Origin of the sequence: Micromonospora sp. NPDC005553 (genome assembly GCF_042871765.1) — a bacterium.
GTDB lineage: Bacteria > Actinomycetota > Actinomycetes > Mycobacteriales > Micromonosporaceae > Micromonospora.
The window spans coordinates 1463048-1478791 of sequence record NZ_JBIAJD010000001.1; the positions used below are offsets into that span (position 1 = coordinate 1463048).

The following is a 15744-nucleotide window of genomic DNA, read 5'->3' on the forward strand; positions in this document are numbered from 1 at the left end:
ATCCACCTGCCTGCCACCGCAGAAGCGGTCAGTCCGACCGAGGATCGTACTGCGACCACAGAAGGGAAGCGGCGCCGCCAGCGCTGAGGTCTTCCCAGATTGCTTCCCTGTCGAACTCGCCGTCGACGATAAGCCCGGGGCGCAGTGCGTCCGCATAGCTGGCAACAGGATGCGACCCGACGAAGGCGCTGGGTTCGCCGACGGCGACGCCGTCCAGCGACCGACGAAAATCCATGACGAAGGCGTCGAGTACCAACGCGATCGGGGCGTGCGTACGGCCGTGGACAACGAGCCGGCCGCCGGGGTCGTCGCAGTCGCCGAGTACGCCCTCGTCTGCCACCAGATTCCCGCTGATGACAAGTTCCGGCCCTGCGGTGACCCCGCCGAGCGTCACCGCCCGGGCCTCCACATTGCCAAAGACCAGGAAGAACGAGGAGCGGTCGTCGGTCACCCAGGTCAGCTCGCTGACTTGGGTCAGGTCGCCGTCGATGATGACGTGGTACGGCGGCCGGGTGAAGTCAAACGCCGACATCAGGTCCCCGTCGACAGTCCAATCGCCCTCGAACAGCCGAATCTCCTGCTGGTCGGCAGGGTCAGCGTAGGGATAACCAACATGTGCAGACAACGAGAACCGCCGCTCGGCCTCACCGGGATCGATCAACCGATACGCCTCGTGGTCCCACTCCATACACGGCACCCTATCCCCGATGATGCGCGCCGGCGTGGCCCGCTCGGTGGTTCCGGCCGACGTGGGACCGGTGCCGGGCTTGGCATTTCAGGTTCACGCGTGGCACGACGCTCGGGCGGACCGGCGAGGTTGTGGTCGCGCGTGTTACGCCGGCGGCAGCTCGATGAGCGGTCCGCCGCCGGCAAGCCCGGCGTCAAGCGCCAGCTGGCCGGCAACGATCATGATGTCGAGATCGTAGGCGGCCAGCACCGCTGAGGCGGCGTCGAGGCGGCCGACCGTGTCGTACGTGGCGGCCAAGGCACGCCATTCGGCGGCTTCGGGCGCCACGATCGCGGTGGCGTCGTGCACCTCACCAATGACCTCGCCGACGTCGATTGTTGTGGCGGGGCAGAAGGCGATGATGACGGAGGCGTCCAAGAGGACGCGGATGGGTCGGTCGCTCACACGGCGCGGTCGCGCAGGGCAGGCCGCCGACCGATCGTGAGCTCTGGCCCAGTGCTCTGGTTGGCGCCAGCGCTGGCTCCCGCAGCCGCATCGGTCGATCGATCGAGCACGCTCACGACCGACGCGCCTTGTCGGGCAGAACTCAGTCGGGGGTGCCTTCGATCTTGTTGGTCAGGTCGAGGATGTCAGGGACGGCCCCCGAAACGGTGACCTCGACTAGGGCGCCATCGCGGCCGAACCGGCGGCGGTACTCCTCGTAGGGGTAGTCGGCGATCGGCACCCAGGATCGGTGTCCTCGCATGGGGTGGTTCTTCTGCGTCACCGCGCCAGAGTTGAGCCGGCAGAGTTCGATTCGTGGGCCGTGTCGCTCGACGAGGGCGCGGGTGTCGACGTGCAGGACGACTTGGTTCTCGGTGCGGTACTCCTTGGCTTGACGCAGCCGGTCCAGTCGCTCGGCGCTGGCCCAGAAGAAGACCCGAGAGTTGATGGCGGCGAGGTACTCGGCCAGCGAGGAGTCAGGATCGATCTTCTCGGCGATGAATTTCATCGGCTTCTGATCGCGGATCACGGCCGGCGGCAGGCCGGGCGCGCGCAGAACTGTGGACTGCTTGCGTGGTGCGCTCAAGAGTCGCTCACGCTCATCACCGTCGAGGCCGTACAAATCGATCAGTTGCTGCGTGGACAGCAGGCCATGCTGTTGCACCGATGGCCAAGCGGTCGCCGACATTGCGTGGAAGACCTGCGGATGGCGCGCGATCAGTTCCTCGACGTCCATGCCGGCCATCATGCCGAACGTCCACCAGTACGGGCCATCAGCGATCCGGGCGTCATCCTCCCATCACCCCCTTTGAAAGATGAGAGGTCTGCAGCGCTGGCGGTCTGCGCCGCTACCCCTACGCCTGCCGAGACAGCCGATTCTCGTAAGGACCGGCTCGCGCCATCGACGCATGCTCAGGGTCAGGAAGGCTTGAGCGGCTGCTCGCGACTGGTACCTGGGTTGCAAGGAATGAGTTGTGTCAGTTGGTCGTGGGAGACTCTCGCGCCGTGGACGTTGATGAGTTTTGGGCGGTCGTGAAGTCGGCCGGGACGGGTCTCGACGGGCGGACCGGCGACGACGGTGAGGCTGTTGCCGCGGCACTGGTGAGGCGTTTGGCCGCCACATCATCGGAGGGCATCCTCGAGTTCCAGGAACTGTTCGATGAGCTCCATGACGCGCTCCACCGGTGGGACGTGTGGGCGGCTGCGTACCTGATCGGCGGTGGATGCTCGGACGACAGCTTCATAGATTTCCGGGCGGGAGTCATCGCGCTGGGGCGCGAGTGGTACGAGCGCGTCCTGGCCTCGCCCGACGGACTGGCTGACCATCCCGCGGTACGACAAGCGGCGGCCGAGGACGACGACGGCGCGCTGTTCGCCGAGTCGGTGAACTACGTAGCCAGCGAGGCCTACGAGCAGATCACAGGTGGTGACGACGACGCCTTCTACGAAGCGATGAAGGCCCGCCAGCACACTGCCAACGGCATCGACGAGGCCCGCGAGCCCGACATGGGTGAGGACTTCGACTTCGACAACGATGACGAGATGCGGAGGCGGCTACCCCGGCTGGCCGAGCTGTTCCTCGTCCCTGGCGAGCATTGATCTCGGCGGCGGAGCCGCCCTCAGACGCGGCAATGATCCATCGGGCACTGATCACACGGGTGGTCCGACGGCCGCAACCAGCTACACCGTCACGGAACGTGGTTGCGGGCGGCTTCATGGCGGCCGACAACCTGGTGCGTGCCCAGTGCCGGCGGGACCTCCCGGCCCTCGACCAGTCGCCGGCAATCCGCGGGTCATCAAGGAGGAGTCTGTCTAAGCGCGCTGCCGGCACTGGGGTGAGGCGCGCCCATCACGCATTGCCGGACTCCCGGGCACACTGCGAATTGGTAACGCAGCGTGCGCACAAGCCGCTCGGTGTGGACGCCGCTCTACCGCCTCTGCCTGGGTAAGCGCTGACGCCTTCGGTATCCACGAAGAGCTCGTTCGGGCGGCGCGACCGAAGAAGATCAACGGGAACCAACAAGATCGCGCCTGCCGTAGGAGACGAGCACCCGGCCCCGGGCCAAGGAGAGGCCGGGGGCCAAACGATCATCAACTCGGACCTTGGGGATCGCCACCAACGCTTTGTCTAACTCCCTCAATCTCCGACCTAACTTCCCGCGCGATCGTTGTAGATATTAGCCCGCGAGCAACACCTAAATTGCCTCGGCAGCAATTGATGAATGCAACGTGCGCCTGCTCCAGGCGATCACGGTGTTGTGGCCAGCTTTTACGGTCAACCGAACCAGTCTTGAATTTGTCAGTCGTTTCCCAGAATAATCCGTCGATCACCAATGCTGCCTGGACGATGACCGGATCCGCCGCGAGGCTAAGGTTGGCCAGTGCATTGTTCCATCCCGACCATTCGGTTTCGGGCCGCGTGCCCGTCCTAGACCATTTGTAGAATTCATTGTAAATGTAGGAGTAGGCGGAAAGCAGCTGGGCGAAGTAGTCGAGCTGCGCCGTGCGAGCCCAATGCCTTCGCTGGATCTGTCCACTCAGAATAGCGCCCACCGCCACGCTGATCAACGCGGCCAATACCCCGCCGGCCACTGAAAGCACCACCTGCCACAGGTCCACCATGAATAAAGTGTCCGCGACGCCTGCAAATTGATCATGAATGTAGCTGAGCAGTCGGCTGGCGGTGGCTCCGGCCGAGCTCGCCGCCTCGACGGCGGCCATCGCGGCGCGGAGTTCCGATCGGTCTCGGCGTAGAGGGTTCGCGGTGCCGATGCTTACCAGCGTCGCGACCTGGCCGAATGCGGGGGAGGTGTACGGATTGTCCGAGCTACCCTCGAAGTCTCAATGTTTGCAGGTCAGGGGCTTAGTCACTTCTCTCATCCGGACCTAACAGGAGCGTGGGTGCCACACAGCCCTGTTGTGTTTGTGTGACATCCGGCTTCGATTTCACTGCTGACGGGAATCGACCTCGTGAGGCGTGACTCGGGCAGTCCTCGATCGTTGTGATCAGAATTCGTTCCGACAGGATTCCCACAGCAAGCTAGAGCTCTGCCACACGTTGGGTTTGCGGGAGAGCCACCCTCGCGGAACAGGACTGAGGGCAAGGCGCCGGTCCTGCGCCGCCTGAAAGACGCCGGCACACTGCGGACGCCCGCGAGCCGATGGGCCTCGCCGCGTGACCGACCCAACCGTCAGGGCCATTGCCTTGGGTGAGCGTCGTAAAGTGCCGGCGTCGCCTGCTGGTCCGGGGTGGTGTCAGCGTGGTGGGGCGGTGTAGTCGGCTATTAGGTACGACCGATACGTGATCACCGCGGGGATCGTCACGTTCAGCCTCCCCGCCGAGGTGGTCAGCACTTCCTCGTATCCCAACAGCAAGCCGGAGCGTGCATCGACGATCACGGTGTATTGGGCGGGCAGGCCGTGAGCATTGGTGGTGATGGAGAAGGCTTCCCCGGTGCGTCCGGCGCGGTCGGTGACGGTGCCGGTGACCGTGATGCCTGGGAGGTCGGCAAGGAGTGTGAGCACCGCTGCGCGCTGGGCCGGGTTCAGCAGCCGTACCCCGGCGAGTTGAGCGGCGTCCTCCAGGTACTGCACCGGCGCCTGAGGCGCAGACATGTCTGCCCTCAGCCAGCCACGCAGTGCGGCGGCGTCCGTCGGGACCGCACCGCGGAAGCCGCTGTAGAACTCCCCGGCGGCGTAGTCGTGCACCTCCTCCGACGACCCGGCCCGACCACCCCACTTCTTCCACTGTCTACGGTCAGCGTCCGAACGGAAGACCGGCGGCAGATCCTTTTTGACCAAGCGGCCCGCGTCGTCGTCGGTCCGCCAGGACCGCCACTGCTGCGGCACCACAGCGGAAACGGTCCTGCCCCCGGAGACGGAGGAATTCAGGAACCAGTTCGTCGACTCCAGGTGCTCCACCGTCCCGGCGGGCCGCGGCGACATCGGCTGCTGCGCCGCCACGGCGGCCAGCCGCCGAAGCCGGGTACTAGCCGGTTCCACGGTCACCGGCGGCCCGTAGGTGAGCATCACCGGAGTCGCCGCATAGGCCGGCGCCGGCTGGCGGTACAACTCAACCGCTACCCCACCACCGGCCGCCGCCACGACCACCGCACCGACCGCGGCCAGCACGAGCCGACGTCGCGGCACTGGGCGCCTGGCGGACTCCAGCAAGCTCAGCCGCAATGCTTCACATCGGTTTACAGCACACCCACAGGCCCAGCGTTAGGCGACCCGAGACGCCGGCCAACCCGGGAGCAGCAAGGCCCGACCACTTCGACGTCTACTGGAGGTCAACCACCCCGGAGCGCGACCTCGTTGCTGCTCAGCGACCCAAGCAGAACAAAGCCGGCTGAGCTTTTCGTGGCGGACCGGCCGCCAGTCCTTAGGGGGTCCGTTCCTTAGCTTGGGTCAGACTCTGCCGGTACTCGAGTGCCTCGGGGATTTCGTCGTACTGCAGCAGGCTGCCCGTCAGCTCCAGCAGGTACTCCTTGGCCTCCTGTGGGGTGGCGTAGAAGAACTCTCGTCGCTGGTTGATGAGGTTGACCCTTCGGTCGGCTAGGCGGGTGTGCATTTTGGCTTCGATGCCGACGGCGTCCTCGGAGAAGAAGAGTGCGTGGACGTCGAAGTTGAAGGGGACGGAGGCGTCGCTGAGTTCCCGGACTCGGTCCAATGGGTCGAGGCGGCGGGTCATGCCGATCTTGACTACCTTCTCGCCGAAGGCTCCCAGGTTTGAGATGACGTACACGTAGCCAGCGCGGACGTTGGCGGCTCGGTAGTCCACGTCTTCGATGCCGGTGTCGATCTGCGACAGCCGCTCCTGCATTTGGGCGGCGCCGTCGACGTCGCCCTTCGCTTGCAGGGCGGCGAGGGCGTTGGCGTAGTGCTGACGTTCCTTGTCGAGACGGGCACGCTCGCGGTCGATTTCCTGTTGAACCCGTCGCTCCTCGCGCAGCCGCGCTTTCTCTTCGCGCTCGTGTTCCTTCTCCTCGGCGAGTTTTGCCTGGTGGTCAGCCGTGATCTCTAACTCCCGGACTCGCAGCCGGTGGTAGTCCTCCGAGATGCGGATGTGCATCGTCTTGCCTAGCTTGGCGATCGTCGCGGCGACCTTGCCCAGGCGCTCGATGGCCGAGTCAAGCTTGTAGGGCTTCAGGCCCCGTACCAGGTTGTCGGCTTCGGCGTTGTAGGCCCGCAGCAGCAGCTTGGAGAAGTCCCGGACCATCACCCGCCCTTCGGCAGCCGAACCGTTCACCGTCCAGCCAGTCGCGGCGAGGACCGCACCGCCTTCCCGCTTAGCCATGCTCTTAATCTTGGCCTGCAGCCCAGCCAGCGCGCTCTGGTATGCGACCGCGTCTGACAGGGGGTGCCGGTAGTCGTAGACGCCAGCCTCCTGCAGCAGCGCCGTCTCCGGTAACCACGACCTGCTGACTAAGGTCCCGCAGCTGGCGCTCCAGGTCAGCCTTCTGCGCTTGGGCGGTGGCGGTCTGTTCAGTGATTTCTCGCGTCAGCCGTTCCCTGTACTGCTCGAGCTCTACCGCGGGCAGTACTCCGAGGCGGTTCATCTCTAGCCGGACCCGCTCCAGCTCCGCTCTGAGATGTGTCACCTCCGCAGCCAGCTCGCGTGCCTTAGTCCGCGCCCCGAACAGCGGAATCTCAGGATCGTCGGCGCGTTGCGGCGGCACGGTCTGCGGCGTGGGAGAGGGCACCACCGGAACAGCAGGCACTGGCTGCACTACGGGCGCGGCGATCGGTGCATCGGCGATCCACAGCTGCCACCCCGGCGGCGGAGGTCCCTATGCCGGCTCCGGCTTCCACCCAGGACCTGGTGCCCAACCCTGCGGCGGGGTCGGCCAATTCGGCGGAGCGTTGAAGCGATATCCCACAGCTCATCCCCCACAAACTTGCACTAGACCGACGACGCTAGCCCGAGCCACTACGGCCCACACATCGATCACTCGGCCAACAGCGTCCCGCCGACAAGAGCCGCTCAGTGCCCGACCGACCACTCGAGGTCAGATATCCGACTCGGGGGGGGGATGCGGTGCACCTGCCGCTGACTTTCACCACACACTGTCAGTGCCTGGTTCGAACTATCTACAGGGAGTAGCGACTTCCCGTAATCGACGACGCCCTGTCTCGCAGAAGGCCCTCGCTTGGCGTTGACCTCCATTCGCTGTCAAGGAATCGACTCTTTCGGTCATTGGGCGGGCCACTCTGCCATGAAGACCTCGGAACATGTCCTCGGACCGGTATCACTGCCCGGGCCGAGCGGCGACGGCCCGGACAACAGTTGGACTTCTCGCCGCGCTCCGCGACCCCAGACGCGGATTCTCCGCCGTCGTCGTCGGAGAACCCCACCGCGCGTTCTACGGCAACCAGTTCGGTCTCACCGTGCCGCTGTTCGCTCGCTACGGCGTCGAACTGTGGGTACCGGAGATCGGCGGCCCGATCGACCCCGAGAACGAGGCCCACGAACTGGTCATGTCCGTCTTCGGCGGCATGAGCAAAGGCGAACGCAACCGCATCAAGCTGCGCGTCCGTACCGCCATGGCCGCTCAGACCCTGCTCGAAGGCCGCTACCTCGGCGGGCGCCCTCCAGACGGCTACACCCTGCAGGATCTCGGCCCCCACCCCAACCCGGCGAAGGCAGCCGACGGCAAACACCTACGCGGCCTCACCCCCCGACCCGCGGACCGCCCCGATCGTCCGCCAGATCTTCCACGAGTTCCTCACCGGCAGCGGCCTGTACGCCATCGCCGAAGCACTCACCAGCAACCACGTGCCCTGCCCCTCCGCACACGACCGGGCACGTAACCCCCACCGCAGCGGCATCGCCTGGTCAAAGAGCGCCGTCCGCGTCATCCTCACCAACCCCCGCTACACGGGCCGGCAGGTTTGGAACAAACAACGCACTGACGAGGTGCTCCTGGACGTCGACGACGTCGCGCTCGGTCACACCGGAGTCATGCGCTGGAACCCGCGGGACAAGTGGGTGGTCTCCAAAGATCACCCACCCACCGATCATCGATGAGGCCACCTTCGAACAGGCGCAGACCCTGCTCGCACGACACCGGTTGGGTCTGGACCTCCCGCAACGGCAACGCCGCGCCCGCAACCCGTACGTCTTCCGCGGCCTGATCTACTGCGCCGCCTGCAACCGACGGATGCAGGGCCAGTACAACCACGGCGCCGCCTACTACCGCTGCCGCTTCCTCCAGGAATACGCCCTCGCCAACGACGTCTCCCATCCCCGCAACGTCTACCTCCGCGAGGAGACCCTCACCGACCCACTCGACACCTGGCTCGCTACCGCATTCCACCCCGACCACATCGAGAACACGATCACCGCGATGGCAGACGCCCAGCTAGGCGACCACCCAACCCCCGCCATCACCGCCGCCCGCGCGACCATCAACGAATGCGACACGAAACTTCGCCGCTACCGAGCGGCTCTGGACGCCGGAGCCGACCCCTCGATCGTCAGCAACTGGATAGCCCAGACACAAGCTGAACGGACCCAAGCCGAAACCGAGCTGCACACGGGGACCTCCGCCGCACCACGCCGGATGACCCAGGCAGAAATCACCGCGCTGGTTCACGCCCTCGGGAACATCGTCACCGTGCTGCGCGACGCCAACCCCGCCGACAAAGCCGAGGTCTACCGGCAAATCGGACTCCGACTCACCTACAGACCGATACGCAAAAGGTGCGCGCTGCAATCGATCTCAGCGCACACCGTGGGGTAATGATTTGTGTCCGAGGGGGGACTTGAACCCCCACACCCTATACGGGTACTAGCACCTCAAGCTAGCGCGTCTGCCATTCCGCCACCCGGACCTACACGTTCAGCCTACCTTGCCGACCAGATGATCTTTCATCCGGTGGTCAGCACAGCGGGCCGCACGGGGAGTTACTGTACACGGCACTCGTGGATCATGCACATCGCCTTCCGGCGCCTCTCCCCTGGCGCTTCCGCCGCTGCTCAAGCCGCCCAGAACGGCCGCACCGACACACCGTCGGGGCGTGTCCGGGTAGCGTCCGGCGGCCCTGTGACGGCAGCATTGCCACGTGTCCCATCCCTCCCCCCTGGCAGGCGCCCAGCACCGAGCCCTCGCTCTGCGCGCCGCGGGCGACCTCAGCGCCGCCCGGCAACTGCTCGCGGAGGTCGTCGAATCCGCTCCCCCGCCGTACGGTGACGACCATCCCGAGGTGCTGCACACCGCGCACCTGCTGGCACGGCTGCACCGGGAGGGGGACGATCCGCTCGCCGCCCGCCGGGTGTTGGAGGAGGCGTTCGCGGCGGGCGAGCGGCGCTGGCAGCACTCCGACCCGCTGATGCTCGCCCTCGCCTTCGAACTCGCCGAGGTGGCCGAGGAGCTCGGCAACCGGCACGAGGCCCGCCGCAACTACACCCGCGTCGCCACCGCCGGGCCCGCCGCGCTGGGGGAGAACCACCCGGCGGTACGCGCAGCCCGCGACTACCTCGGCCCACCCCCGCCGCCCCCGGGCGAGCAGCACCCCGCGCCGACGCCTGATGCTGTCTCGGCCGCCCCGGTGACCGAGCCGGGCGCCCGGTCGGCGCTGTCCGGCCCGACCCTGTCGCTGGCGACCCTCGCCGCGATGCGGCCCTCCGCCGACGGCCCGCCGCCCGCCGTCTCACAGTGGGCGCCGCAACCGCCGGCCGCACCCCAACAAACCCCTCCGGCGGTACGCGCACCCGCCACACCCCCGTCGCCCGGCCACGCCACCCCGGCACCGGTGCCAGCCCCTCGGGCGACGCCCGTTCAGCCGGCATCTCCGTCGACGCCGGCCGAGCAGCGGTCACCAGACCGAGCGCCGTCCGGGCCGACCGTGGCACCACGCCAACGAGTGGGCGGTCACGCGACCCCGCCGGTGGCGGACGTGCCACCCCCGGCGTCGACCCCAACCGTCCCGAACCCAACCGCCCCGGCGTCGACGACCCCGCCGGCGACACCGGCGGTGCCGGCACCTCGCTGGGACAACCCCACCATCCGGGTACGCCAGATCGAGCCGCTGCTCGCCGAGGAAGCCGCCCGAGCCGCCGCCCGGCCAACCACGGCGAGCGAATCGCACAACGTGTCCGGCGCGGAGGCGACATCATCGGGCAGCCCCTCCCCGACCGTCGGCCAACCAGGGCCGGCGTACCCGGTGAGCGAACCACCTGCCCAGCCCATCAGCGCACCGCCGGTGACCCCGTCTCCGATCTCCGCGCCCCCCAGCCAGCCGTACCCGGTCTCGGGACCGCCGGCCCACCCATACCCTGTCTCCGCACCGCCCGGCTACGGCCCACCCGTGTCCGCAGCACCCGGTCACACCTACCCGGTCTCCGCACCGCCCGGCTACGCCCAACCAGTGTCCGGACCCCCCGGGCACACCTATCCGGTGTCCGCACCACCCGGCTACGCCCAACCAGTGTCCGCACCACCCGGGCACGCCCAACCCGTGTCCGCACCACCCGGCTACGGCCCACCCGTATCCGCTCCACCCGGGCACACCTACCCCGTGTCCGCGCCGCCCGGTTTCGGGCCGCCCGTCTCCGCGCCTCCGGTGAGCGCACCACCCGTACCGCCCTGGGGGTTGACCGCGCCGCCCTGGAGCAGCAGCGCCCCACCGCAGCCCCTGCCAACTCCAGGTGCCGACTCCCCCACCCAGAGCACTACGGCTGCGCAGACAGTCACCACCGGGCAGGCCCCGGTGGTTGGGCAGACCATGATGGACGCGGGCGGTACCGGCGCGGACGTCGACTCTGGCCTGGGCATCCTCGACGCCCCGGTGACGCCGACTCAGCGGGTTCCTGGTGCGCTGTCCGACCAGACCGTGGTGTTGCCGTCCGTACCGTCGCAGCGCGGCCCGGCCGGGGTGGACACCAGTCCGGGCTGGCCCGCCGCCGCACAGGCGAACCCCGCCGCCGCACAGGCGAACCTCACGGCCGCCCAACCGCATCCCACCGCCGCGCCAACTCACCGAGAAGGCACCCAGGCGAACCCGGGCATCGCTGAGGCAGGCCCCATCGCCGCGCAGCCGAGCCCCGCTGCGCAGCCGGCTTGGCCCCCGTCCGTCGGCGCCGACCCGGCGCTGGCACCGCCAGCCGCACCGCCGCCGGTTCAGCAGTACCACCACCAGCCGCCCCAGACGCCGTACCCGGCACAGGACCAGCACCAGCACCAGACGCCGTACCCGGGTCAGCAGTACCACCCGGTTCCGGACGCGTACCGGCCGGCGTACGCCGATGACAGTGGGTCGACGGGCCGCAACCGGGCGGCGCTGGTCGGCGCGGTCGTGGCGGCCGGGGTGGCCGTCGTGGCGGTGGCGGGCCTGGGTGTGGTGATGCTGACCCGCGACGATCCGCCGCCGACCGGTACCGCGCCGACGGCGGCGGCACCGACGGCGGCTGGGCTTCCGCCGGGCGATCTCAAGCTGCGGGACGATTCGACCACTATCACGTTGACCTGGACGGACCCGACCGGCGGCGCGGTGCCGTTCATGGTCGCCGCGGGTCGGGCCGGGCAGGCCCTGGGCGTGATGGCCACCGTGGACCCGGGCCGGACCAGCTACACGGTCAACGGGTTGAACTCCCGAGTGGATCACTGTTTCACCGTGTTGGCGGTCTACTCCACTGACAGCTTTGCGACTTCCGGACAGGTTTGCACCGCGCGGGAGCGCGGAGCCACGTCGAGCGGGGAGCCCTCCGGCCGGGCGTCGCCGCGCTGAGTCGCGCCGAAACCGCGCCGAGTCGAGCGGGAACCGGGCTGAGCTGGACGTCCACAACGCACACTCTCGGTATCCACAGGGGTGACGGTGCGGGTTCCCCCGCCACCACCAGCGCCATATGATGGCACCCGGCTCAGGGGAGGGGTCGCCGGAAGGCGCGCCACCTGCCACGACTCAGGGGAGGCAGCCGGCTGTGGCCAGCATCGACGACGCCGTACAGTCCGAGGCCCCCCGCTCCCGGTCCCGGCTGCGCGGAGGGCTGGTGACCGTCGGCACGGTGGCGGCGCTGTTGGCCGCCATGGGGCTGACCGTCCTCGGGTTGGGCGCGGCGGACAACGCGGTGGCCAACTACGACGCGAGTTCCTGGCTGTGGAGCACGGCGCGCAGCGAGCTGGCCCGGGTCAACGGGGTCACCGCCCGGGTGGACACCCGCACGGAGATCCCGGGTGCCCGGCAGCATCGGATGCAGATCACCCAGACCGACCGGCTGCTGATCCTGCGGGACCTTCAGAGCGGGCAGGTCAGTTCCCTGGATCTGGCCACCCTCCAGCTCAGCGCGACCACCCGGACCACCCCCGGCCTGGGCGTCAGTGTGGCCCTGCACGAGGACGCGGCGTTCGTCGTCGACGCCGTGCAGGGCATCGTCCGGCAGCTCGACCCGCGATCGTTGACCCCGGTCGGCGAGCCGGTGCGCTATCCGCCGGGCATCACGGGCGGCACCTTCGACGGTAAGGGTCGACTCTGGATCGCGGTGCCCAGCCAGGGCACGGTCTCGGCGATCACCGCGGCCAAGCTGCCGTCCGCGCCGGCGACAGCCAGCGCCGGGCTCAGCCCGCAGCGGGTCGAGTCGTACGACGTCGCCGACGCCAGCCACGAGCTGGTGGTCTCCACCCTGGACGACGGGGTGGCGGTGCTCGACCGGACTGCCGGAAAGCTGGTGCGGGTGCAGCGCGGTGAGGTGCACCCGACGGCGCTGACGCTGTCCGGCCCGGCGGCGCTGCCCGCGCGCACCAGCGGCCCACGGGTGCCGGTCACGGTGACCGCCGACCGGCGGGTGCTGCTGGTGGGTGACGGTGGGCAGGAGAGCGCGTTCACCGTGCCGGGTGAGGGGGACCGGCTCAGCCCGGCGGTGGCCTGGGCGAACCGGGTCTACTGCGCCGACGAGGCCACCGGCACCATTTACTCCTTCGACGCGGCGGGCCAGCTGGTCGAGACCATCCGTGGGCGGGCCAACGGGCCGCTGGAGCTGGAGGTCCGGGAGAACCACCTGTTCATCAACTCCCCCGACTCGGCGACCGCCCGGGTGGTGGACGACAAGCACCAGGTGCGCGAGGTCAACAAGTACGCCAACGACGTGCTCGGCGGTGACCCGCCGCCGGTTCCCCCGCCGCCGCCTCCGCCGAAGAAGCCGCGGGTGGGCAAGCCGAGCGCGCCGCGCAGCGTCACCGCCGCCGCCGGCAACGCCCAGGCGCGGGTGAGTTGGCGCCCGGCCGCCGCCAACGGCGCAGAGATCATCAAGTACGTGGTGCAGGGCGCCGGGCAACGCCTGGAGGTGGGCGCGAACCAGCGGGCGGTGGAGGTCAAGGGTCTGACCAACGGCGAGACGTACCGGTTCGCTGTGCACGCCGTCAACGCCAAGGGCGACGGCCCGCCGCGCAACAGCAACCCGGTGACGCCGACGGCGGCGGTGCCCGACCCACCCGCGAGCGTCACGGCGCAGGAACGGCCGGACGGCACGGTGCTCGTCAAGTGGCCGGCGGCGAACGGGCAGGGCAACACCATCGCGAGGTACGCGGTGACGGCCAGTTCGGCGGGGACGAACGCGCCGGCCGGTGAGTCGACCAGGACGGAGCTGGTGGTGCCCGCCGGTGACCTGGAGTTCGGCACCCAGTACGCGTTCACGGTGGTGGCGGTCAACAGCAAGGGCGCCGGGTCGGCGGCGTCGCCGGTCAGCAACACAGTGGTGCCGTTCGCGGCGCCCGGTCGGCCGCTCGACCTGCGCGCCGGCACGGTAGCCAACCAGCCGGGCGCGGTGACGGTGCAGTGGGCGCCGGCCGAGGCCAACGGTCGGCCGGTGACGAAGTACCTGGTGGACGTCGGTGGGCGGGTCAGCGAGGTGACCGACACCCGCACGACCGTCACCGGGCTGGGCAACGGCCAGAACGTCACGGTGAAGGTGAAGGCGGTCAACGAGGCGGGGCCGGGCCCGGAGGCCACCGCCACCGCCCGCACGGTGGCCGAGCCACGGGTCACGGTGACCGGGTCGTCGTCGACGGCCACCGGGGCGACTGTCACGTTCACAGTGGACGCCGGTGGCGGTCAGGCCACCTGCACGCTGACCACGACTGGCGAACCGGCGAAGGCCGGGGCGTGCTCCAGCATCACGATGACGGGCCTGACGCCGGGCACCACCTACACGTTCACGGTGACCGCGAGCAACGCCGCCGGCAAGGGCACCGCGAAGAAGGCGCAGGCCACCCAGGCGCTGTTCGGCATCGCGACCTGCAACAACGGACCAGACGGTGACCAACGGACCTATTGCGACAAGGAAGTTGACGGCCGCAACGGCAACGAGGTCTTCAAGGTCACCCGGCAGGACAACGACCAGCAGGCCGGCTGGGCGAAACCCGGCACCCGGCTGAAGGCGTACTGCAAGAAGTCGGGCGAGAACGTCGACTCGTGGATCTACAACAACCAGAAGCAGAGCAACTGGTGGGTGCAGGTCGAGTTCAAGGGGAAGAACTACATCCCCTGGGCCTGGCTCAACCTGGAGGGCGGCGATGACATCAAGGTCCTGCCCACCTGCTGAACCACCAGGCGAGGAGCACCACCGACCGTGAACACCCACGAGCCGCTCACTCAGCCGGAGGTGCAGGGCTTCGCCGCTCTGGCCGCCCGGCTGGCCGAGAACGTCAACGCTGTGGTGCTCGGCAAACCGCAGGTGGTGCGGCTGGCGCTGACCGCGCTCTTCGCCCAGGGTCACGTGCTGCTGGAGGACGTGCCCGGGGTCGGTAAGACGACCCTGGCACGGGCCATCGCCGCCACGGTCAAGGGTGAGTGGCGGCGCATTCAGTTCACGCCCGACCTGCTCCCCTCGGACGTGTCCGGCGTGACGATCTTCAACCAGGCGACCCGGGACTTCGAGTTCCATCCGGGGCCGGTCTTCGCCAACATCGTCATCGCCGACGAGATCAACCGGGCGTCGCCGAAGACCCAGTCGGCGCTGCTGGAGGTGATGGAGGAACGCACTGTCACTGTGGACGGGGTCCGGCACCCGGTGCCGTCGCCGTTCCTGGTGGTCGCCACCCAGAACCCGGTGGAGATGGACGGCACCTACCGGCTGCCCGAGGCGCAGTTGGACCGTTTCCTGGTGAAGCTCTCCGTCGGCTACCCGGACGAGGCCGTCGAGGTGGAGGTGCTGCGCGGCGCGACGGTGCGGTCCCCCGAGGCGCTCGCCCCGGTCACCGACACCGCCACCGTCGGCGAGATGGTCCGGATGGCCCGCCGGGTGCACATCGCGGAGCCGCTCTACTCGTATGCGGTCCGGTTGGCCGCTGCCACCCGCACCCATCCGCAGGTGCGCGTCGGCGTCAGCCCCCGGGGCGTGATCGCGTTGACCCGTGCGGCGTGCGCGTACGCGCTGATCGACGGGCGGGGCTGGATCATGCCGGAGGATCTGAAGGCGCTCGCCGAGGCGGTCTTCGCCCACCGGCTGCTGCTCACCCCGGACGCTCAGGTGCGCGGGATGACCCCCGCGGAGGTGCTGCGCCAGGCCGTCGCCTCGGTGCCGGTGCCGCTGCCGTCGGGGCAACCCGCTCCGGTGCAGGGCTGACCGGCAGCAG

At 68.8% G+C, this 15744-nt stretch carries 13 protein-coding genes and 1 tRNA gene; 7 read left to right on the forward strand and 7 right to left on the reverse strand.

What is annotated here, in order from left to right; translation table 11 throughout:
- Positions 1-28: 28 nt before the first annotated feature.
- From ACFYPG_RS06520 to ACFYPG_RS06530, 3 genes are all read right to left on the reverse strand, one after another.
- A complete protein-coding gene (locus ACFYPG_RS06520) occupies positions 29-688 on the reverse strand; it encodes a hypothetical protein (protein ID WP_387350703.1) in 660 nt (219 codons plus the stop codon).
- A gap of 144 nt (positions 689-832) precedes the next feature.
- Positions 833-1105 (reverse strand): hypothetical protein, encoded by a 273-nt coding sequence (locus ACFYPG_RS06525; RefSeq protein WP_387350705.1) that lies wholly within the window; start codon positions 1103-1105, stop codon positions 833-835.
- Positions 1106-1274: 169 nt separating this feature from the next.
- Positions 1275-1907 carry a DUF7002 family protein gene (locus ACFYPG_RS06530; protein ID WP_387350707.1) on the reverse strand — a complete coding sequence of 211 codons (633 nt, stop codon included), beginning with the start codon at positions 1905-1907 and terminating at the stop codon, positions 1275-1277.
- Positions 1908-2176: 269 nt separating this feature from the next.
- Here ACFYPG_RS06530 and ACFYPG_RS06535 point away from each other — a divergent pair, with 269 nt between their 5' ends.
- Positions 2177-2770 (forward strand): DUF4240 domain-containing protein, encoded by a 594-nt coding sequence (locus ACFYPG_RS06535; protein WP_387350709.1) that lies wholly within the window; start codon positions 2177-2179, stop codon positions 2768-2770.
- A 492-nt stretch (positions 2771-3262) separates the two neighbouring features.
- Here the strand turns inward: ACFYPG_RS06535 and ACFYPG_RS06540 are convergent, their stop codons facing one another.
- The 3 genes from ACFYPG_RS06540 to ACFYPG_RS06550 all read right to left on the reverse strand — a co-directional run bounded on the left by ACFYPG_RS06540 (position 3263) and on the right by ACFYPG_RS06550 (position 6470).
- A complete protein-coding gene (locus ACFYPG_RS06540; protein ID WP_387350711.1) occupies positions 3263-3892 on the reverse strand; it encodes a hypothetical protein in 630 nt (209 codons plus the stop codon).
- A gap of 534 nt (positions 3893-4426) precedes the next feature.
- Positions 4427-5320, reverse strand: a complete 894-nt coding sequence (locus ACFYPG_RS06545) for a CU044_5270 family protein (RefSeq protein ID WP_387350713.1) — start codon at positions 5318-5320, stop codon at positions 4427-4429.
- Positions 5321-5555: 235 nt separating this feature from the next.
- Positions 5556-6470: a DUF4041 domain-containing protein gene (locus ACFYPG_RS06550; RefSeq protein ID WP_387350715.1), complete on the reverse strand. Its 915-nt coding sequence runs from the start codon at positions 6468-6470 to the stop codon at positions 5556-5558.
- Between the two features lie 935 nt (positions 6471-7405).
- Here ACFYPG_RS06550 and ACFYPG_RS06555 point away from each other — a divergent pair.
- Genes ACFYPG_RS06555 through ACFYPG_RS06565 form a run of 3 tightly spaced genes read left to right on the forward strand, consistent with a single transcriptional unit; the run spans position 7406 to position 8916 of the window.
- Positions 7406-7984, forward strand: a complete 579-nt coding sequence (locus tag ACFYPG_RS06555) for a hypothetical protein (protein ID WP_387350717.1) — start codon at positions 7406-7408, stop codon at positions 7982-7984.
- Positions 7914-8201, forward strand: coding sequence for a recombinase family protein (locus ACFYPG_RS06560; RefSeq protein WP_387350907.1), 288 nt, complete (start codon positions 7914-7916; stop codon positions 8199-8201). The genes ACFYPG_RS06555 and ACFYPG_RS06560 overlap by 71 nt, the downstream gene beginning before the upstream one ends.
- Before the next feature lie 43 nt (positions 8202-8244).
- A complete protein-coding gene (locus tag ACFYPG_RS06565) occupies positions 8245-8916 on the forward strand; it encodes a zinc ribbon domain-containing protein (RefSeq protein ID WP_387350718.1) in 672 nt (223 codons plus the stop codon).
- Positions 8917-8923: 7 nt separating this feature from the next.
- Here ACFYPG_RS06565 and ACFYPG_RS06570 read toward each other — a convergent pair.
- Positions 8924-9007 (reverse strand) — tRNA-Leu (locus ACFYPG_RS06570).
- A 231-nt stretch (positions 9008-9238) separates the two neighbouring features.
- On the opposite strand from ACFYPG_RS06570, the gene ACFYPG_RS06575 reads away from it, so the two are divergent.
- The 3 genes from ACFYPG_RS06575 to ACFYPG_RS06585 all read left to right on the forward strand — a co-directional run bounded on the left by ACFYPG_RS06575 (position 9239) and on the right by ACFYPG_RS06585 (position 15734).
- Positions 9239-11902, forward strand: coding sequence for a tetratricopeptide repeat protein (locus ACFYPG_RS06575; RefSeq protein WP_387350720.1), 2664 nt, complete (start codon positions 9239-9241; stop codon positions 11900-11902).
- Positions 11903-12095: 193 nt separating this feature from the next.
- Positions 12096-14711, forward strand: a complete 2616-nt coding sequence (locus tag ACFYPG_RS06580) for a fibronectin type III domain-containing protein (RefSeq protein ID WP_355008382.1) — start codon at positions 12096-12098, stop codon at positions 14709-14711.
- Between the two features lie 27 nt (positions 14712-14738).
- Positions 14739-15734 (forward strand): MoxR family ATPase, encoded by a 996-nt coding sequence (locus ACFYPG_RS06585; protein ID WP_355008383.1) that lies wholly within the window; start codon positions 14739-14741, stop codon positions 15732-15734.
- Positions 15735-15744 lie beyond the last annotated feature (10 nt).